The following is a 19358-nucleotide window of genomic DNA, read 5'->3' as shown; positions in this document are numbered from 1 at the left end:
TCGCCGATGACTGGTCGCCGTCGTCGGCGTGCCGAGCGGCTGATGACGGACCACTGCACGGTGACGCGTCGTGCTGCCCGGCCTGTGCGTGACGCGACGGGTCGGGAGTCATGGCCTGAGACCACGGTCTACACGGGGCCGTGCAAGGTCCAGACCTACGAGGCGTACGAGACGACGCCGGAGGGTGCGGGCCACACCTACGTGGTGCAGCGCTTCCACCTGCACGTGCCCGTGTCGGCGCCCGCGCTGACCTCCGGCGACATCGCCGTAGTCGACAGTTACCCGCGCCCGTTCCGGGTCACGGGCGAGCTGGCGAAAACTCATCTGACGGCGCAGCGGGTGCCCGTCGACATCATCACCGAGTGAGGAGGGGGCGGCTGTGGCAGTCGCGATTGACACCTCGGAGCTGCGGGTGCTGGCGGCGGACATGCGCGCCGTCGACGGCAGGCTAGCCCGCCACATCATCCCCGTGGTGTCCAAGGGCGCGTTGAACATCAAGAAGCAGATTCAGGCGGATTTCCGGGCATCCGGGAACGCGGGCTTCCGGTACGTCGCCAACACGGTGTCCTACGACCTGGAGACATCGACGGACCAGATCTCAGCGGAGATCGGGCCGACGAAACCCGCCGGTGCCTTGGCGAACGTCGCCATCTGGGGCACATCCCGGGGTGGCGGCACGGTCCCCGACCCCGCCCGAGCCCTAGAGGCCGAGGCAGACGGATTCGCACAGCATCTCGCCGAGCTGGCAGGAGCACTCACATGGTGACACCACCGCTGCCCGTCATGGCAGACCACATCGTCGCCGTCGAGCAGATCCTGCAAGCGGCCGGGTGCCGCGTGCACATCGGTGACGTGCAGGAGCGGGAGCCGCCCCTGCCGTACGTGATGCTCCAGGCCAGCCCCGGGCGGCCGGTAGACGTCGACGTCGCACAGCGGCAGGTGGAGCTGGACGAGACCCTACAGGTCACCGTCGTCTCCTCCACGCCGCTGAACTGCCTGCGCGACCTCGCGGACGTCCGGGAGACGTTGAACGGCGCCGAGCTGCAGGTGCCCGGACGCAGATGCTTCCCCTTGCGCCTGACTGGCAGTGTGCCGGTGACCGTGGACCGGGAGGTGACCCGGGCGGATACGCGCATGCCGCCCGCCTACGCCGTCGACTCGTGGCGGCTCGCATCCACACCACTACAGGAGGACACATGACCACTGGCCTGGTCGACGCGTGGCGCACTGACACCGGCCGCCATGACCGGATCCCGGCGCACTGGCTGGAGCATCCGGTACTGGGCGCCGGGTGGACCACCACGCGTCCGCAGCATCCGGTGGCGGACTGCTGCGGCGCAGACACCGACACCGACGACGACGCCGACATCGACGGCGACGACGACTGACCCACCACCAACACCTATCTAGGGAGACACACATCATGCCTAAGACACTTGCTGACGGCCGCATCGCGCTCGTCGCACTCACTACCGCGCCCGCGAACATGTCCGCCCCGACCGTGGCCGAGCTGAAGGCCGGCACCCGCCTGGAGTGCCGCATCAACAAGTCCGACTACCAGCTGGGGGCCGACGCCGACTCCACGATCGACGAGCAGGAGCTGTGCAAGCGCGGCGCCTCTCAGGACTTCGGCCCCTCATCCTGGTCCGGCTCGCTGACACCGTTCCGGTACCTCGACGGCGACGGCAAGGCCGACACGGACAACGATGTGGCCTGGGATCTACTCAAAGTGAAGGGCACGCACCTGTGGCTCGTGGAGCGCGAGGGCCCCGCCTACGACGCAGAGTTTGCCGCCGGCCAGGAGGTGGCGGTGTACGAGTGCAACACAGGCACGCCGCAGAAGCCCAGCGACCGGACCACCGGCTACATCAAGCGCGTGGTGCCGGTGTCGGTGCTGGACGCCGAGGAGACCGCTGTCGTCGCCGCCTGACCTGGGCGCGCGCACCTAGTCGTGTCGGGCCGGTGGGGCACTCGCGGGGATGGTCCCCCCGCCGGCCCGACACCCACCAAATAGGACCGCACCCCGCACCAACTTTGAGGAAGGACTATCCCCATGACCGACGTTGAGATGAGCCTCGGCGACACCGTGCCCGCCGACGACGGCCTGTCCCGCGACGTGACCGACCCCGCCGCGCTCACACCCGAAGGCTTCAACCTGGAGGCGTGGATCGCGGGGGCGCGTCCTCAGCGGCGGGCCACCACCATCTACGGCCGTCCCGACCTGCTGGCCGACCTCGACGTGCTGGCGGAGCGGCTCACGGTCGCCCGCGCGGCGGAGGACACTGCCGGCGCGGCCCGCCTCGTGGCGGACATGCGGCAGATCCGCGAGCAGCTCGCACAGTCGGCCCTCGACGTCGTGGTGGAGGCGTCCAGTGAGCATACGCGGCGGATGCTCCGCGAGTCCCTGGGTATCACCGACGGCGCCGAGGTGACCGAGGAGCAGACCATCGGGTTCATTGCCGCGCATATCGTGGCCCCGGCGGGCATGGATGCTGCCATGGTTGCCCGGCTGGCGGAGGTGACGCCGCAGCAGGTCGCGAAGATTGCCGCCGCCGTCCGCACCTGCAATGAGTCTGCCCCGAGCGTGCCGGCCCCTTTCTCGCCCGCGTCCTCGACCGCCCCACGTCGGCGTGGCTAATCCAGTCGATCCGTGCCGCCCAGGACTGGGGGCTACCGCCCACGGGCCTGGTGTGGGCGCACGATGAGTGGACCGAGGACGACCGGCTGCTGGCGGTCGCGTACCGGCTGCACCGTGATGGGCTGTGCCCGTGCGGGTGCGGCTACCCGCGCTCGCAAGCATGGTCTGAGGATATGGACGGCTGGTATGAGGCCCGCGAGGTGACCTGCTACGCCAGGGCGGCCCGCGAGGCGTGGGAGCATGACCGGCGGGACTCCAAGGCCGAGCTCGAGCCGGGCACGCTCCTGGTGATCGACGACACCCGCCACACCAGCCGGTAGGCGCTACTCGCTGAGCCTGTATGACGTGTAGTAGGTGCCGTTGTCATTCCGGGCCTCACACGTCCACGTAGCGACGGCGGTCCCGCCGAACGAGTTCGTTGCCCTCACCACGCCGGTGATTGTCCACTGGTGGTCGACTGGCCCGTCGATCACGACGTCTGAGAACTGCGCCGATGATGGGTCTTTCAACCCTTTCTTGACGTGATCCTGGCAGGCAACTTTCGCCAGGTGGTCTGAGTCCTCGCCTCCGGTGCTGGAGTCGCACATCGACAGCAAGCCAGTCAACGCGGCAACAACGACGACGAAGCCGATGACTGATGTCAGGCAGCCGTGCCCCTTTTTGACTGGTTCGGCCGGTGTGTCTGCGCTCATCACAATTCCTCCACTGTGAGGCCCCTAGCAACCCCGCAAGCATAGAACGAAAGGCAGCTGATGGCTGACCGTACAGTGAAGGTCACACTCCGCGCCAACGTTGCGGATTTCAACCAGCAGATCAAGCAGGCGTCACGGACGCTCGATGAGGCTGCGAAATCCGCGGACAAGACCGGCAAGGCTGCCGACACCGGCCTCGGCAGGATGGCTCAGCGCGCCCAGCTCATGAGCGGCGAGCTGACCACCGCCGGGACCGCGATGGCCGCGTTCGGCACCGGCCTCCTCGCCGCGTCCACCGTCGCCGTCAAAGCATCCGCCGATTTTGCTGAGGCCATGGCGATTGTGCAGGCGGACACGCACGAGTCCGCCGAGAGCATGGAGCAGTTGCGGGCTGCCGCCATCCAGGCCGGTAAGGATACTGCCTTCAGCGCGGTCGAGGCCGCCGACGGCATTGACCAGCTCGCCAAGGCCGGCGTGTCGACGGCGGACATCCTGGGCGGTGGCCTGTCCGGCGCTCTCGACCTCGCGGCCGCCGGTGGTGTCTCTGTGGGTGAGGCGGCCGAGACCGCCGCGTCCGCGATGGTGCAGTTCGGCCTCGCGGGCTCGGATGTTACTCACGTGGCGGACCTGCTGGCCGCCGGTGCGGGCAAGGCGCAGGGCGGCGTGTCTGACCTGTCGCAGGCGCTCGCCCAGGGCGGCCTGGTCGCTTCCCAGATGGGGCTGAGTATTGAGGAGACGGTGGGTGGCCTGGCGGCGTTCGCGTCGGCAGGCCTTCTCGGCTCCGACGCTGGCACGAGCTTCAAGACTATGCTGCAGAGGCTTATGAATCCGGCGACAAAAGCCAAAAACCTAATGAAGGATCTCGGCCTCCAGGTTTACGACAGCCAGGGGCATTTTGTGGGCCTCGCGAACTTCGCGGGCCAGCTGCAGGAGAAGCTTGGCGCGCTCTCTGAGGCGGAGCGTAACACCGCCCTGTCGACAATGTTCGGTAGCGACGCTATCCGTGCCGCCGCCGTGCTCTACAAGCAGGGTGAGGAAGGTATCCAGGGGTGGATCGATGCCGTAAACGACCAGGGGTACGCCGCTGAGACCGCGTCCGCACGGCTGGATAGCCTCAAGGGTGACCTTCAGATCTTCGCGGGCTCCTGGGAGACGATGTTGATCGGCATGGGGGAGGGGGCGCAGGGGCCGCTTCGAAGTGTCGTGCAGAGCGCCACCGATGCGGTGAATGCCTTCGCGGAGCTGCCCGCTCCGGTGCAGCAGAGCGTGACGGTGATTGCTGGTGTGGCCGGTGCTGCCCTGACGGCGGCCGGTGGTGCCATGGTGCTACTGCCTCGTATCGTCGAGACCAGGACCGCCATGCAGTCGCTGGGGATATCCGCTGGTAGCGCAGCGAGTGCGGTCAAAAACCTGTTCACGTCGACGTCCCTCGGTGGTCGCGTGGGGCGAATGGGGCTTACGGCGGGTCTTATTATCGCCACGGGTAGCACTGACAAGTTCAAGACCAGTGTCACCGAGGCAGGAAACGCGCTGGCCCAGCTGGACATAACGGGTGCCTCGGCTGCGACCGCTTTTAAGGACTACACGGGTGCGGCTACATTGTCCGCTTCGCAGTTCGGAGCTATGCTGAATGACACTGCGGGTGGAATGTCGAATTGGGAGAAGGGGCTGACAGGGTTTGCGTCCGCAATGGATAAGGCCGCAAGCCATGTCGGATGGGACACGCGGTCGGACTTTCAGAAGTTCGCCGACGACCTTGCAGCTATTGATGATGCTATGTCTGCTATGGACTCCTCGGCAGCGGTTGACTCGTTCCGGCGGCTGGCGGAGATGACAGATGGGTCCGACAAGGCACTTACCGATCTCCTCGACTCTCTGCCTGGCTATAAGCAGGCATTGACGGCGCTGGCGACTGAGGCCGGCATGGCGGCAGATGACCAGACGCTCCTCGCGATTGCGATGGGGGATCTGGATCCGGCAGCGGTGGGTGCGGGTGCGGCCGCGAGGGCTGCGGGCGACGACGTGGCGGCCATGGGGACCGCTGCGTCCGAGGCCGCCGAGGAGCTGGCGGAGCTGATCGACGCCCTGTCGGACATGGCGCAGCTGGTGCTGGCCGAGCGTGACGCGGCTCGTGGCCTGGAGCAGGCCATCGACGACGCCACCGAGACGATCGCCGAGAACGGGCGGACGCTGGACCGTAACACGGAGTCGGGGCGCGCGAACGAGGCCGCCCTAGACGCTATCGCATCGTCCACGTGGAAGCTGGTCGAGGCGATGTACGGGCAGAATGCGTCGACCGAGGAAATGCAGGAGGCCATGCAGCATGGGCGGGACGCCCTGATTGCGGCCGCGCAGGCTGCGGGCATGACCGCCGAGGAGGCGGAGGCCCTGGCCGACGAGCTGCGCCTGATCCCGGAGAACATCACGACCGATGTCACTATGGATGCGTCGGAGGCGGAGCTGACGCTGGCGCAGCTAATGGGGCAGGTCGCTGACTCGGAGGGCAATATCACTATCGGCGCGTCCCGGGTCCCCGCCGACAAGACACTGTCCGAGCTTATCGGGCTGGTCGACAATTCCGATGGAACAATCACCATTAATGGCAATGATGGTCCCGCCCGCCTGAAGAAGGATAGTGTGAAGATCGCTATCGACAAGACCACCGGCACGGTCACTATCACGGGCAAGGATAATGCGTCCGGTAAACTGCGGACGATCAAGGCGACGCTTGACTCTATCCGGTCGAAGACAGTGACGGTCACGACGAACTACGTGTCTATAGGCAGCTCCAATAAGGCGCTCCAGGCTGGGGTGAACCGGCTCGCCGGGTACGCGTCCGGTGGTGCGGTCCGCGGGCCGGGCACTGCCACGTCGGACAGTGTGCCGGCGATGCTGTCCGCAGGTGAGCACGTGTGGACGGCAGCGGAGGTCGGTGCTGTCGGCGGGCAGGCCCGGATGCTCCAGTTGCGCGCCCTCGCCAGGCAGGGGCTCCTGTCCCGTGAGGTGATGGGCTTCGCCGACGGCGGCAGCCCCTCGGTGTACGGGGCCGCGCCGCCCGCGATCCGCGTCAACGCGGCCGCACCGACGGCGGCGCTGACTGTGGTGGTGGATAACCCGATCACGGGCGAGCAGCTGCGGCAGGAGATGACGACGGTCGCGGACGGCCGGATCGTCCGCGCAAACCGGCTCAACCGATAGGAGGCGGGGTAGACTATGGCTGTCACGGGATGGGTCGCCAAGCACACCCAAATGCCGTCAATCATCCCCGACCGTACGGGGCCCGTGTGGGCGGGTGACCGGCTCCTCGCCGTCATCGACACCGCCCACGTGGGTGTGCCGATCTCGGACCCGCTCGCCCCTGTCGGGGAGCCGGTGACGTACACGCTCGGCGGTAGCTCGGTGACGCTTACCCGGGGCAGCCTGGGCTCGCACATGGTCACCGACCCGACCGGCCACCAGGCCGCCATGATCCGGTGGCTCATGGACGACTCCACGGACATGGGCGTGTCCGTGTCGGCGATGACCACCGCCCGCGGGCGTGTGGACCGGTGGCCGCTGGTGCCGGAGCCGGAGACGGTCACCCTGGACTGCCTCACCGACGGCGGCAGCACCGCCACCATGCGCGCCCTGGCCGTGATGGCGTCCCGGCTGGTGATCGTGCATGACCCGACCGTCTGCCAGGTCCACGACTGCGACATCCCGCCCATCCGCCCGGTGACCGTCACTAAGGCGTCTCACCAGAGGACTGTGCGTAAGCCGGTGGCGCAGCGGCAGTGGTCCCTGACCTGCGAGGCCCGCGACGGCCTGGAGCAGGTGGGGGCGCCCACCTGGCGCGGTGCTCGCGGCCACGCGGCCCCGGTGGTCACGTGGGGTGAGTGGGAGGCCTACGACGGGACGTGGACGCCGCGCACCTACACTGAGGTCTGCCGCCTGATCGCGGGGATGCCGCGATGAGGGCCGGGCCAGCCACCGAGGACCTGGCCGCCGGGCTCGCCGTCGGCGTCGACGTGCGCGTGATCCGCGCGGGCCGGGTGCTCGCCACCAACGTTCCGGCGGCGGACGTGGTGCTGGAGTGGTCGTCCGGCCGGACCGTGCCCGCCCAGCTGACCTACACCGCCCCCGCATCCTGGGTCCCGCAGGTGCCGCTGGACCCGCTGGGCAGGTTCGGGCAGCGGTCCCTGGTGGATGTGATCTACCGGGCGCCGTCCGGGCAGGAGTGGCGGGTGCCGCTCGGCCAGTACGTGCACACCGGCTGGGAGGCCGACGGCGACAAGGTGTCGGTCACGTGCGCGGACCTGACGCGGCTTCTGGAGGACGACCCGATGGCGTGGCCCTCGAGCCCGCCGCGCGGCGCCACCCTCCGCAGCGAGCTCCAGCGGCTCGCTGGGACACTGCCGGTCGCCCTCGACGTCGGCGTCACCGACAGTGCGGTCGCGACCACCACACAGTGGGGCACCAGCAGGACGGAGGCGGTGCAGTCGCTCGCCACCAGCCGCAGTATCGGGCTGCGCGTGGAGGCGGACGGCGTACTGCACGCCTACCCGCTCCGAGACGCGAGCGTCGTCGACGTGATCTACCGGCAGGGTGGGCTGCTGATATCGGCGCCCCCGGCCCCGGCCGGCGAGGTGCGCCGCCCGAACCGGTGGGTGGTCACCGGATCCACCACCGAGGGTGGGAAGGAGACCCGGTGGACGGCGACCCGCACCAGCACGGCGGCGCCGTATGACGCGGCCGGGTATGGGTGGGTGACGCGCCATGAGGAGGCGTCGGATGCTGACAGCCAGGCGGCGGTCAACCGGGCGGCGGACACGATCATGCGTGAGGACCTGTACGCGTCACGGGCGCGGTCGCTCACGATCGTGCCGGATGCCCGCCTAGAGGTAGGCGACATCGTAGGCGTGATCACCGCGTCGGGTGAGACGTTCGCGGGCCGGGTGACCGGCTACAGCCTCCCCGTCACCGACCTGACCGCCACAATGCGGGTCGACGTCGAGGTGCTCGACTGGTAGCCCGCCCCATAGACCTAACTCGATAGAGAGGAGCCCCGAGGCATGACTGTGCCCCCGTCGCTGTGGCTGGACGCCGCCCCCGCGTCGTCACGCCGCGCCGCCCTCCAGGCGTCCGCCCAGCAGGCCGCGCAGGGGATGCCCTCCTGGGTGCTCGGCACCGTCACCGCGACCAGCGCCGATGACACGACCCTCCCGGCCGGGTGGGTGCGCGTCGCTATCCCCGCTGACGCGCCAGTGTCGGAGGCTACCGGCATGACTGACGGTGGCCTGTCCGCCGTCGGCGCGACTGTCCGGGTGACCCTCGACTCCACGGGGCGGGTCACGGGGATCTCCTCCCCGATCACGATCCCGGCCGGTGCTGACGCGGTGGCCACGGGTGTGCTCGGTGAGCGGATCGCGGTGGCTATGAGCGACGCCGCCCACGCGTTCGAGGCCGCCGAGGAGATCAGGGCGACCGCCGAGGAGGCGTTTGACCGGTCGGAGGCCGTGGCGGGGGAGCTGGCGTCTCAGCGGGCGCAGTGGGAGTCGACCGCCTCTGCGGTCGGGTCCCTGTCGTCCGCCGTCGATGGCCTGGACGGGCGCCTGGAGGCTGCACGGATGGTGGCGGATGACGCCCAGGCGGTGGCGTCTGCTGCCCGCTCTGCGGCGGACGCCGCGCAGGTGTCGGCGGACAGTGCGGCCTCCCGGGCTGCTGCCGCCCAGTCGGCTGCGGATAGTGCGGCGCAGTCGGCGCTGGTCGGCGGCATCGTCTGGACCTCCGGCTGGTGGGTCAACGCTGAGACCACCCGCACGGCGTCGGAGATCTCGACGTCGACGTCGGCGACGTCCGGCACGACCGGGCGTATCGGCACCCACACGCGCCCACTGCCCGGTGGCCGCACCTACCGGCTGGCGATGACCGCGTCCGCCGCCGGTGACGCCCGTATCGAGTACGGCCTGTACTACATGGACGCCGCCGGCGCCTACAAGAGGTCCTGGTGGCCGTCCCCCAATGTCTGGCAGCTGGCGGCGGGCACCAAGCGGGCGCTCCTGCACGCGGACCTGCCGGTCTCCTACCGCACCGGTGAGACGCAGGTGCAGGTGATCGCCTACCTGCGTGCGGGCGGGCAGCTGCTGACCGTGCACAGCGCGACCATCACGGACGTGACCGACATCTCCGCCGCGCAGGCTGCCGCCGAGCGTGCGCAGGCGCGGGCAGACCAGGCCGGGAACCTGGCGGCCTCCGCCGAGGCAGCCGCCGGGCAAGCGGAGGCGGCCGCCGCAGCCGCACAGGCGCAGGCGGAGACCGCCACCACGGACGCCGAGCGTGCGCAGGCCGCAGCGTCGGCGGCGCAGGCGACCGCAGCCGGAGCGCAGGCGGCATCCGACACGGCAGCCGCGCGTGCCGCAGCAGCGCAGGCGGAGGCGGACAGCGCCCGGGCCGCCGCCGAGCAGGCCCGGGCCGCCGCCGACCGGGCGCAGGACTCCGCCGACCGGGCGCAGGACTCCGCCGGGCAGGCGCAGGACTCCGCCGGGCAGGCGCAGGGCGCTGCGGATAGTGCGGCGCAGTCGGCGCTGGTCGGCGGCATCGTCTGGACCAGCTCGTGGCAGGCAGGCAGCACGATCACACTGACCGCGTCCGCCGCCACCACCTCCAACACTGCCACCAGCGGCAACATCACCAACCGGCTCCTGTCGCAGTACGCGCCCCTGCCCGGTGGCCGCACCTACCGGGTCACGGCCACAGTGTCCGCTGAGGCCGACGCGGGCGTGGACATGGGCGCGTACTACGGGACGGCGGCGGGCGCCTACGTCCGCTCCCTGTGGCCGGATGACCATCTCAAGGCGGTGCCGGCGGGGACCGTGCACGGCACCTACAGCCAGGATGTCACGGTCGACTACACCGGTACGGCGCAGACCCTCGCGCTCGTGATCTACCTGCGTGCCGGTGGTGCCGCACTGACTGTCCACCGGGTGACGATCATCGACGTGACCGACCTGCTGGCCGCGCAGAAGGCGGCGGACGACGCGGCCGCAGTAGCCGTCACCGCCAAGGCCGCCGCCGACGCGGCAGCCGCGTCCGCCCTGGGTGCGCAGGCAACCGCCGACGCCGCCACCGCCAAGGCCACCACCGCGTCCGGCCTGTACACCGTCTCCTCATCCAACCCGTCCGACTCCGACGGCGACGGCAAGCCCGCCGGCGCGATCTGGGAGGTCCGCTCCGGCGGCACGTCACTGCGCCGCTACGTGTGGGGCGGCTCCGCGTGGGTGCAGATCAAGGCGGGGACGGATTTCATCGGCTCGAAGGCCGTCGGGCGGGCGCAGATCGGGGACGCCGCCGTCGGTACCGCGCAGGTCGCCGACGCGTCCATCACGGACGCCAAGATCGGCAGCCTCAGCGTGAGCAAGTTGACGGTCACCGACGGCGCCACAATCCCCGTCGCCGTCATGAACGCGATCCTCGCCGACCAGGCTTTCCTGGGCCGCGTGCTCGCAACTAGCCTGTCGGTGACGTCGGACAATCTCCTGCCCGACCCCTACTACGACACGACCACGGCCCTGTGGACCGGCAGCTCCGCCGACTACCGGTCGGAGACCACCTACCAGGGGCACCCGTACGCCTACCGGATGGTGCAGCGGGCGGCCGGCGCATCCAGCATGACGCTCTACGGGCCCATCCTGCAGGAGGGGGCGCGCGTGCCGTGCACGCCCGGTGACCGGATCCTCGCCTCCAGCATGTGGTACTGCGACGGGGCCATGCCCACCACCGGCAGCGGCTTCTCCACGCAGGTGTATTTCTACGACTCCGCCAAGCGGCTGATCAGTGGCGCGGCAGGGAACCAGACCTGCAAGCCACAGGTGCCACTCACGGACCACCCGGTCGGCCAGTGGTTCCGTGTGGGTGGTGAGGTGCCGGTGACCGTGCCGGACGGCGCCGCCTACATGACGGTACGGCCCACGCTCTATTTCGCGGCGGGTACCACCCCCACGGAGGCGGTCGCCTACGTCGGCCACGTGGACGTGCACCGGCAGACCCCGGCCGTGGACATCACCGACGGCGCGGTCACCGCAGCCAAGATCCAGGCCAGCGAGGAGATGTGGTCCAAGATCGGCGCCTTCGCGGCCGTCACTACCGACATGCTCACCGCCGGGGACGCCACCATCACCGGGACCGCCGTCGTCGGCGACCTCGTAGGCAACACCCTCCGGGGTGGGCGCGTCATCGCCGGGAGCGGCACCGACGGCACCGTCCAGGCGGGCGACACAGACACCGGATTCGGCGTGTCGCTCAGCACGCCGTCCGCCGGGTCAGCCCAAATGTCCGCGAAGAATACCGGCCCGTACCTCATTTTCAGGGACAGTTCCGGGGCGGAGACTTTCTATGTCGACGGGGCCGGTAATTTCCGGATGAAGGATCGCGTGCGCGGCGGCACCGTGTCCCTCGACAACTACCTCGCATCCTGGACCTTCAACAAGAACCTCGGAATCTGGCAGCTACAGCAGCGCAAGGTCGAGTACGTAAATCAGGCGTGGGAATTCTTCAACGAGACGCAAATGCGAGTCATGTCCCCAACCGGGAAGCTCCGCCTGGAGCACCAGCTCACATGGGGCAGCTTCACGTCGCTAGCCGGATCGCTCATGATCCAGCTCGGCCTTTACGCGGCCTCCCCCACCGCACCTACTAGCGGCCTGTACGGAAGCGTCGCCAGAGCGCACCTTTTCGACGCCGTATCGGATTTCATCACCCCGGCGACCGGGGTAGAGATCGTGCAGGTGCAGGCTAATACCTGGTACTACGTGCGGGCAATCTGGAAGCGCTACGTGTCCGTGGCTGGAACCTTCAACACGGCCCGCTACTGGTCGCGAGTCACCCCCGTCTAGAAAGGACACGCTATGGCTCATAACACGTGGAATGGGGTGCCGGTCCCGGACGCCGGGGATGGCATCCTGTCGTCCCTGGAGGCCGCGTTTGCGGCGGCGGGCGTGATCCAGCCCGCCGCGAGCGTCGCAGCCGCACGGACGGCGCTCACCGCAGCCGAGACCGCCGGCACCACCCCCACCGCCGCGCACCCCGCATTCCTCGACGTCGGCGGCGTCATCTACCGGTCCACTGGGCAGAAGACAGCCGCCGGGGTGTGGTCCATCGCCCCGATCAATGAGCCGGAGTCTGTGGAGCAGTCGTATGCGGGCGGCACGATCAGCCGGGCGGCGAATAGCCAGCACGCGCTCATCACGTCCACGCTCCCCGTCCGCCCCTACGACCGCACCATTCTCGCATGGGGAATGGTTAACGCGGCTATTTCCGGCACTGTCGGATTGCGCCTGCTAATGCGCAACCGGGAGGGGAACACCGCCCGCTGGGAGCAGAATGAGTCCCAGTCCACTCAGTCCGTCTTCAACATGGACATTTGCCCGGCCGGCGTGAACCCGCAAGTGATTCTCGCCCTGTCATTTGGCGGCACCTCGGCGTCCACGGCCCGCATTTCCACGGCGGCGGACGCGAACCGGCTAATGGTGATCGCGTTCCCCCGCACAATGGCCTAACCGGCTGTACTACTGAAGGCCCCAGCCGCCCGGCCGGGGCCTTTCCCGTACCCGAACAACTCAACAGAGGAGAGAGAGCATATGGCACTGACAGGAATGGACATCGCCTCCTACCAGGCATCCCTTGACGTCCGCAACGTGGGCGGCGATTTTGTCATCATCAAGGCGACCGAGGGGACGCGATACGTCAATCCGTACTGCGATAAGCACTACCAGCAGGCCAAGGCAGCCGGGAAGCTGCGCGGCGTCTACCACTTCGCCCGCAACCGCACCAACAGCGCGGCCGCCGAGGCGAAGCACTTCGTCGACAACATTCGGGGCTACATCCGGGACGCGGTGCTGGTGCTGGACTGGGAGGACGGCTCCGGCGTCTCCGACGTCGCCTGGGCCAAGACCTGGCTGGACACGGTCACGCAGATGACAGGCGTGCGACCGCTGATCTACATGTCCGCATCCCCGGCGTCCCAGTACGCGTGGGAGACCGTTGCCCGGGACTACGGGCTCTGGGTCGCCGGATACCCCACGTCGGCGGCCCGTGGCCTGGAGGCCCCCGACTGCCCCTACCGGCCGGGCCACGGCTGGAACCTGGTGATGTGGCAGTACACGTCCTCCGGCCGCATCAACGGATACGGCGGCAATCTGGACCTCAACGTCTTCTACGGCGACAAGGCTGCCTGGGCGCGCTATGCGGGCTCGACGTCGACGGTGGCCACCGCCACGACCACGTCGACGTCGGCGTCGGCGGTGGTGGACCGGGCGCTGGACGCCCGCACGGGTACGGATGGTGCCCGGCAGCTCGCCATCACGGGCGTGCTGGGCTCCCCGACCCTGCGCCGCCTGCAGGAGGTCATGGGCACGCAGATTGGCGGGCCGGCCGCCCCGGCGTACGCCGCCCTACAGCGATTCCTCAACGGGCAGCTGTCGTCGGGGGCCAAGCGGACACTGACCGGATCCACCACGCTCGCCGCCGACGGCACCATGGGGTGGCGGTCCTGGAAGTGCCTCCAGTACTGGAGCGCGCACGCCAACCCGTCCTGGATGAGGCAGGCCGGAGGCCCTGCCGACCTCAACGGCGGCAACTTCAGCAAGTGGGTGACCGGCCGGGGTGACGCCCCGACGGTCCGGATGCTCCAGCACATACTCAACAGCTCCTACGCGGGCAGCGGCAAGCTGCTCTCCAAGTGAAGGAGGTCCCACCATGGGGAAGCATGTAGCACTCACCACGGACCGCACCATCGTCTCCTGGCTGACACCCGAGCGCAGGCGCGCCCTCTACGGGGCCGCCGCCGCCATCCTCGCGGCACTCGCGGCCCTCGGTGTGATCACCGGCGAGCAGGCCACCGCGTGGGGGCAGGTCGCCGAGCAGGTCCTCGCCGTCATCGCGCTCGTCGTGGCCGCCGTCCACACCGGCGGCGTCTACGAGGCGCCCATCGTGGGCCAGCCGCTCGACAACGCCGGCGAGGAGAGGTGACACGATGGCGCGCATCCCCCGCAGACTCGCCCGCATCTGGGCATCAATCAGCCCACCCCGCCGCATCACCCTGACCATGCTCGCCGCCTACCTCCTGTGCGGCGTCCAGGCCGCCCGCGACCTCCTCCACGGCGCGCTCCTGCCACCACCCGCCACACTCATCGGCGCCGTCTGCGTCGCCGCCGGCGCGATCCTCGCCATCCCCACCGCGTGGCGCGGCATGTGGATGGTCGAGGCCCCCGCCGCCGGCCTGATCACGGTAGGGCTCGCCGTCGAGGCCGCCGAGGAGATCCTGCTCGCCCCGAACGGGCACTTGCCCCTGTACACGCTGCTCGTGCTCGTGCTCATGCTGACCCGGATCGAGCGGATTTGGGGGCGTGACTGGGAGCCGGGGCGTGAGCCGCCCGCCACCGTGGATGAGTCGGAGGAGGCGGTGAGGCGCGCGCAGGAGGCGGAGCGGCGGGCTGTGGAGGCCGCCATCGTCAGGGGGGACGCGGCGTGGACGGCGGACTAGTGACGATCATTGTGGCGCTGCTCGGTGGTGGTGGGGCGGTGGAGATGCTGCGCCTGGCCATGCAGGGGCTCCAGCGCGCCCAGCGGTTGCGTCACTCGCATGAGACGGCGCTTGCCCGTGAGCGGCGGCGCGCGAACGAGTGGGAGACGGTGGCCCGCGTGAGCCGCGCGGTGGCGATCGACTACGGGGCGCCGCTGGCGGACCTGCCCCTGGGGCCTGGGGAGAGGCCGATCCGCAACCTGCTGGCCGGTGACGACGACGACAGCGAGGGGGAGGAGCAGTCATGACTGCGACTATCACGGGCCGTGTGGTGACGGCCAGCGGGGACGGAGCTGCGGCAGCACTGTCACTGCGCCCGCTGCGCGCCGCAGCCGGTCCGCTAATCTGACCGCCGCTGAGATCCCAGCTCTGTATGCACGAGGGGCCGCCCCGCACCCGTTTGGGTGCGGGGCGGCCTTTTCGTGTGCTCACTGGAGGATCTGGCGTATCCGGGTGGCGGATAGCTGCCAGGTGGCGGCCAGGTCGGCGACTGGGCGGCCGTCGTCGGCGGCGGCCTGGATGGTGAGGTCGCCGAGCGCGTACTGTCCGGCGGCGTCGGCGATGTGCGCTACCGGGACGCCGGCGGCCATGGCGGCCAGGCAGGCGCCGCGCAGGCGGTCCTCGACCTCGGCGAGGAGTGCAACCCTGGGCGACACTATGGGGGTTGCGGAACGGTCACGCCTCGATCTGGAGCAGCCCCGCCACGCCCTCCAGCGCACGCCGCGCACCCTCCAGATCCGCATGCTGGTAGCCCTGCGTCACCGCGATACTCGAGTGCCCCATGATCGCCACCTGCACCGGCGCGGGCACCTGCAGCGCCATGAGCAGCGTCGCCGCCGAGTGACGCGCCTCGTGGACCGTGTACGGGCGCCCGTCCGGCCGGGACACCCCCGCCACCTCCTGGAGGGCGTGCCAGGCGCGCCGGTCGTCACCGCTCGACCACGGGCCGCCGGCCAGGCGCGGCCACACCAGCCCCCACGGCGACGGCGGGCACTGCTCACGCCACGTGGTGAGCGCCGCCGTCATCCACGGCACCAGCGGGATCACCCGCCTACCCGCCGCCGACTTGACGGGCACCAGGTAGTAGGCGCCGGCCAGGTGCTCGGCGGCATACCAGCCGGCATCTGCCACCCCGGCCTCCCTGGCACGGAGAGGGACGGACTGTAGTTGCCGGTCCACGGTGATCGTCCCCGCGTCGAGGTCTACGCGGTCCCAGGTGAGTCCTAGGCACTCGCCCTGCCTCATGCCCTGGAGGAGTGCGGCGACCCACCGGGAGGGGTCGACCTCGGAGGCGAGGCGGTGGGCCTGCCTCGCCCGGCCGGTCACGCTGGCGGGTAGTGGGGGCCACTGGTCGCGTGAGGCGGCGGCGCGCAGGAGGCGTATCGCGTCGTCGGCGGGGATCGCCCGGCGGCTGTTGGCGGCGCGCTTGGGTGGCTCGGCGTCGAGGATCGCCTGCGGTACCGGGTGGCCCTCGCGGCGGGCGTCGCGCAGCATGCGGGAGAGCGTGGCCCGGCATGTGCGGGCCGTCGTCGACGACCGGCCGGCGTCGAGGATGGCCTGGTCGAGGCGGCGGGCGTCGTGGGCGGTGAGATCCGATAGGCGCCGGTTGCCGATGGTGGGGATGATCCACTTGCGGATCATGCCCTCGGTGGTGGCGTAGGCCTTGGGGCGGAGTCGGCCGGCCTGGATCGGCAGCCACTCGTCGGCCCACCTCTTGACGGTGGCGTGCGACGCGGCGGGGGCCTGCCCGACGGCGGCGTTGACCTGACGCTTGAGGTCCCGGAGTTTGCGGGCGCACTCGGCCCTGGTCTTGGCGGAGACGGTGCGGCGGCGTCGGGTGCCTCGCTCGGTCCACCCGACGTCGACGGCGCCGACCCACCGTCCGCCCTTGACCTGGTATGGGCCTGTGCCGTCGCCGTATGCCATCGTCTGCTCCTCCCTGGCCGGTCTCCCACGCCCGATGATAGCCATCGTGCTAGCCACCTCGGGCGTATGCGCGCGCATGCGGGCGTAGTGTGAGCGGCTGTTTTTCGTTGGAGTTCCGCCGTTTTGCGGCACCCCGCATGGTCAGGGTAGGGGTAGAGCGGCTGTCTTGTAAACAGCAGGTCGTCGGTTCGAGTCCGACACGCGGCTCCACTTGCTCGGCGCGGGCGGATCGTGCCGCCTGTTGAGATCCCCGTGACTGCTCACTGCGTGTACACGTAAGGTGAGGCTCGCCTGTGAATGGGGTTGGTGTGGCCGGCCCTTCAGCCCAGTCGTGAGGAGAGCCGTGGTGGTCAGCCCCTGGGAGATCTACGAAGCACTCATCGACGACCTTCCCGACGACGTCACCGTCGTCGCCTCCCACCGCGGCCCGCGCTGGACTCGCGTGCTCAACTCCGCCGGCGGCCTGGGCTCCGCCTGGTCGCTGGCCGCCACCACTCGCCCGGCCGCCTCCGCCGACGTCCCCGACGGCGGTCGGCCCCTGCGTGACGTCGCCGCCCTGGCCAAGAGCTGGAACCTGGCCGAGGCGAGCGTGGGGCTTGCCGCGATCAACTCCTGGTACTCCCGGCGCGACGTCGCCGCCTCCCACGGCTTCGTCCCCACCGGGGCGGGACTGACCTGGGGCCAGGTCTTCGATCCGTACCGCGACGCCGTCGCCGACCGGAAAGTGGCGATCATCGGGCACTTCCCCTTCGCCGGCCGCGCCCTGTGGCGGGCGGGCGAGCTGTGGATCATGGAACGCGACCCGCGGCCCGGCGACTACCCGGACTCCGCCTGCGAGTACCTGCTCCCGGAGTCCGACTACGTATTCATCTCCTCCTCGAGCCTGGTCAACAAGACCATGCCGCGGCTGATCGACCTGGCCGTCGGCGGCGGGGCGCATACGGTGCTGGTGGGCCCCTCCACCCCCATGCACCCGCTGTTCCTGGACCTCGGGGTCGCCACCGTCACCGGTTTCGTGCCCGCGCCCGCAGTGCGCGACGGCGTCGACCTGGAGGAGCTCGGCGCCCGCGATGAAATCGGCCCCGGCACGCGCATGCACCTGCACGCCGTCGGGGAGTGACCGGTCGGCCCCGGCGTGGGGGCTCAGGGCAGGCGCCAGTCGACCGGCGTCGCCCCCAGGCGCTCCAGCTCAGTATTCGCCCGTGAGAAGGGGCGCGATCCGAAGAAGCCGCGGGAGGCGCTCAACGGCGAGGGATGCGGGGAGGCGATGATCGGCGTCGAGCCGAGCATGGGGGACAGGGACTGCGCCGGCCGGCCCCACAGGATCGCCACCAGCGGCCGGCGCCGCGCCACCAGTGCCTCGATGGCGCGCTGGGTGACCGTCTCCCAGCCCCAGCCCCGGTGCGACGCCGGCGCGCCCGGCCGCACGGTCAGGACCCGGTTGAGCAGCATGACGCCCTGCAGTGACCACGGGGTCAGGTCGCCGGAGGTGGGGCGTGTCACGCCCAGGTCGCTGACCAGCTCGGTGTAGATGTTCTCCAGGCTCCGCGGCGGGCGCACTCCCGGCTGCACCGAGAAGCTCAGCCCCATCGGGTGGCCCGGCGTCGGATAGGGGTCCTGGCCGACGATGAGTACCTTGACGTCGTCGAGCGGATAGGTGAAGGCGCGCAGCACGTCGGTGCCCGCAGGCAGGTAGCCGCGCCCGGCCGCCACCTCCTCACGCAGCCTCGCGCCGATTTCGTGGATGGTGGGCTCCACCGGCGCGAGGGCCGCGGCCCAGGAGGGGTGGATGATCTCGGACAGGGGCTTCGGCTCGGTCACGTTCCGAGCCTAGTGTGCGCGCAGCGGCGTCGGGGTGTCGGCGCGCATCTGCCCCCATGGCGGCGAGCTGCCGGTATTCTCGCAGGGTGAGCCGCTACGACTACCCCGACGACGAGTTCGACGCCGAAACCGACGGTCCGGTGCCCGTCGGGGTTCATCGCGCCCAAGTTCCCGCCTGGCGCAGCTGGATTCCGCTGCTCGCCATCCTCATCATCGTGCCGTTGCTGGCCTGGGGCGCCGTAGGGCTGCTCGGGCGGCACTCGACCGGGGGCGGGGGATCAACCGCGGCGACGGCGCCCGCGGAGGACACCGCGACCGCACAGGCCTCCGACTCCGGGCAGCAGGCCACCGGGGAGGCGACCGCGGAGGCGACGGCCGAGCCCGCGGGCAGCGCCGACTACACGACCGGCATCACGGTGCACAACGGCACCGACACCACCGGCCTGGCCACCCGTACCGGAGACAAGCTGCAAAACGCCGGCTTCACCGCGGTCACCGTCTCGCAGGGCGTGTACTCCCTGGAGGAGCCGGCCGACACGACCGTCTACTACGCGTCCGCCGATCTGGCGGCCACCGCGCAGGCGGTCGCCGACGTGCTCGGGGCTGGTGAGGTGGTCGAGTCCGCCGAGGAGGCCCAGTCCAACCCGATTGTCGTGGTTCTGCGCAGCGACTACCAGGAGTGACCCCTCCTCGCCGAGATCGGTAGATCTTACGTGCCGAGATC

22 protein-coding genes are annotated in these 19358 nt (G+C 70.0%); 18 read left to right on the top strand and 4 right to left on the bottom strand.

Annotation, left to right across the window (positions count from 1 at the left end; all coding sequences use genetic code 11):
- Positions 1-6: 6 nt before the first annotated feature.
- The 7 genes from E4J16_RS13695 (at position 7) to E4J16_RS13665 (ending at position 2958) form a co-directional block, all read left to right on the top strand.
- A complete protein-coding gene (locus tag E4J16_RS13695; protein WP_136314318.1) occupies positions 7-366 on the top strand; it encodes a DUF6093 family protein in 360 nt (119 codons plus the stop codon).
- A gap of 13 nt (positions 367-379) precedes the next feature.
- Positions 380-766 carry a hypothetical protein gene (locus E4J16_RS13690; protein ID WP_136314317.1) on the top strand — a complete coding sequence of 129 codons (387 nt, stop codon included), beginning with the start codon at positions 380-382 and terminating at the stop codon, positions 764-766.
- On the top strand, positions 760-1200 hold the full coding sequence (locus E4J16_RS13685) for a DUF3168 domain-containing protein (RefSeq protein WP_136314316.1): 441 nt from the start codon (positions 760-762) through the stop codon (positions 1198-1200). The genes E4J16_RS13690 and E4J16_RS13685 overlap by 7 nt, the downstream gene beginning before the upstream one ends.
- Entirely contained in the window at positions 1197-1388 is a 192-nt protein-coding gene (locus E4J16_RS13680) for a hypothetical protein (RefSeq protein ID WP_136314315.1), read from the top strand. The genes E4J16_RS13685 and E4J16_RS13680 overlap by 4 nt, the downstream gene beginning before the upstream one ends.
- Before the next feature lie 35 nt (positions 1389-1423).
- Positions 1424-1930, top strand: a complete 507-nt coding sequence (locus E4J16_RS13675) for a phage tail tube protein (RefSeq protein WP_136314314.1) — start codon at positions 1424-1426, stop codon at positions 1928-1930.
- Between the two features lie 123 nt (positions 1931-2053).
- Positions 2054-2638 carry a hypothetical protein gene (locus tag E4J16_RS13670; protein ID WP_136314313.1) on the top strand — a complete coding sequence of 195 codons (585 nt, stop codon included), beginning with the start codon at positions 2054-2056 and terminating at the stop codon, positions 2636-2638.
- A gap of 50 nt (positions 2639-2688) precedes the next feature.
- The gene (locus E4J16_RS13665) at positions 2689-2958 is read left to right on the top strand and encodes a hypothetical protein (protein WP_136314312.1); all 270 of its coding nucleotides are present in this window, start codon (positions 2689-2691) and stop codon (positions 2956-2958) included.
- A 3-nt stretch (positions 2959-2961) separates the two neighbouring features.
- Here the strand turns inward: E4J16_RS13665 and E4J16_RS13660 are convergent, their stop codons facing one another.
- Positions 2962-3330, bottom strand: coding sequence for a hypothetical protein (locus E4J16_RS13660; RefSeq protein ID WP_136314311.1), 369 nt, complete (start codon positions 3328-3330; stop codon positions 2962-2964).
- Positions 3331-3390: 60 nt separating this feature from the next.
- Here E4J16_RS13660 and E4J16_RS13655 point away from each other — a divergent pair, with 60 nt between their 5' ends.
- The 9 genes from E4J16_RS13655 (at position 3391) to E4J16_RS13615 (ending at position 15135) form a co-directional block, all read left to right on the top strand.
- Complete coding sequence (locus E4J16_RS13655; protein WP_136314310.1) at positions 3391-6528, top strand: phage tail tape measure protein; 3138 nt, start codon at positions 3391-3393, stop codon at positions 6526-6528.
- 15 nt (positions 6529-6543) lie between these two features.
- On the top strand, positions 6544-7284 hold the full coding sequence (locus tag E4J16_RS13650) for a hypothetical protein (protein ID WP_136314309.1): 741 nt from the start codon (positions 6544-6546) through the stop codon (positions 7282-7284).
- On the top strand, positions 7281-8339 hold the full coding sequence (locus E4J16_RS13645; protein WP_136314308.1) for a hypothetical protein: 1059 nt from the start codon (positions 7281-7283) through the stop codon (positions 8337-8339). The genes E4J16_RS13650 and E4J16_RS13645 overlap by 4 nt, the downstream gene beginning before the upstream one ends.
- 42 nt (positions 8340-8381) lie before the next feature.
- Positions 8382-12200, top strand: coding sequence for a hypothetical protein (locus tag E4J16_RS13640; RefSeq protein ID WP_136314307.1), 3819 nt, complete (start codon positions 8382-8384; stop codon positions 12198-12200).
- Positions 12201-12212: 12 nt separating this feature from the next.
- A complete protein-coding gene (locus E4J16_RS13635; protein ID WP_136314306.1) occupies positions 12213-12863 on the top strand; it encodes a hypothetical protein in 651 nt (216 codons plus the stop codon).
- Positions 12864-12944: 81 nt separating this feature from the next.
- Entirely contained in the window at positions 12945-14048 is a 1104-nt protein-coding gene (locus E4J16_RS13630; RefSeq protein ID WP_136314305.1) for a GH25 family lysozyme, read from the top strand.
- Positions 14049-14061: 13 nt separating this feature from the next.
- A complete protein-coding gene (locus E4J16_RS13625; RefSeq protein ID WP_136314304.1) occupies positions 14062-14334 on the top strand; it encodes a phage holin in 273 nt (90 codons plus the stop codon).
- A 4-nt stretch (positions 14335-14338) separates the two neighbouring features.
- Positions 14339-14848 (top strand): hypothetical protein, encoded by a 510-nt coding sequence (locus E4J16_RS13620; RefSeq protein ID WP_136314303.1) that lies wholly within the window; start codon positions 14339-14341, stop codon positions 14846-14848.
- Positions 14848-15135 carry a hypothetical protein gene (locus E4J16_RS13615; RefSeq protein ID WP_136314302.1) on the top strand — a complete coding sequence of 96 codons (288 nt, stop codon included), beginning with the start codon at positions 14848-14850 and terminating at the stop codon, positions 15133-15135. Before E4J16_RS13620 ends, E4J16_RS13615 begins: the two co-directional genes overlap by 1 nt.
- A gap of 180 nt (positions 15136-15315) precedes the next feature.
- Here E4J16_RS13615 and E4J16_RS13610 read toward each other — a convergent pair whose 3' ends face one another.
- Positions 15316-15543, bottom strand: coding sequence for a hypothetical protein (locus E4J16_RS13610; RefSeq protein WP_136314301.1), 228 nt, complete (start codon positions 15541-15543; stop codon positions 15316-15318).
- A gap of 19 nt (positions 15544-15562) precedes the next feature.
- Positions 15563-16813 (bottom strand): tyrosine-type recombinase/integrase, encoded by a 1251-nt coding sequence (locus E4J16_RS13605; RefSeq protein ID WP_168709520.1) that lies wholly within the window; start codon positions 16811-16813, stop codon positions 15563-15565.
- 346 nt (positions 16814-17159) lie between these two features.
- Here E4J16_RS13605 and E4J16_RS13600 point away from each other — a divergent pair, with 346 nt between their 5' ends.
- Positions 17160-17933, top strand: coding sequence for a Rossmann-like domain-containing protein (locus E4J16_RS13600; protein ID WP_136192146.1), 774 nt, complete (start codon positions 17160-17162; stop codon positions 17931-17933).
- Positions 17934-17956: 23 nt separating this feature from the next.
- On the opposite strand, the gene E4J16_RS13595 is transcribed toward E4J16_RS13600, so the two are convergent.
- Positions 17957-18634, bottom strand: a complete 678-nt coding sequence (locus tag E4J16_RS13595) for a uracil-DNA glycosylase (RefSeq protein WP_136314299.1) — start codon at positions 18632-18634, stop codon at positions 17957-17959.
- Positions 18635-18720: 86 nt separating this feature from the next.
- Between E4J16_RS13595 and E4J16_RS13590 the strand changes: the two genes are divergently transcribed.
- Positions 18721-19317 carry a LytR C-terminal domain-containing protein gene (locus E4J16_RS13590; protein ID WP_136314298.1) on the top strand — a complete coding sequence of 199 codons (597 nt, stop codon included), beginning with the start codon at positions 18721-18723 and terminating at the stop codon, positions 19315-19317.
- Positions 19318-19358 lie beyond the last annotated feature (41 nt).

Origin of the sequence: Actinomyces procaprae, from assembly GCF_004798665.1 — a bacterium.
GTDB classification, from domain to species: domain Bacteria; phylum Actinomycetota; class Actinomycetes; order Actinomycetales; family Actinomycetaceae; genus Actinomyces; species Actinomyces procaprae.
The sequence above is the reverse complement of the archived record's forward strand: the minus strand, read 5'-3'. Positions and strand labels throughout refer to the sequence as shown.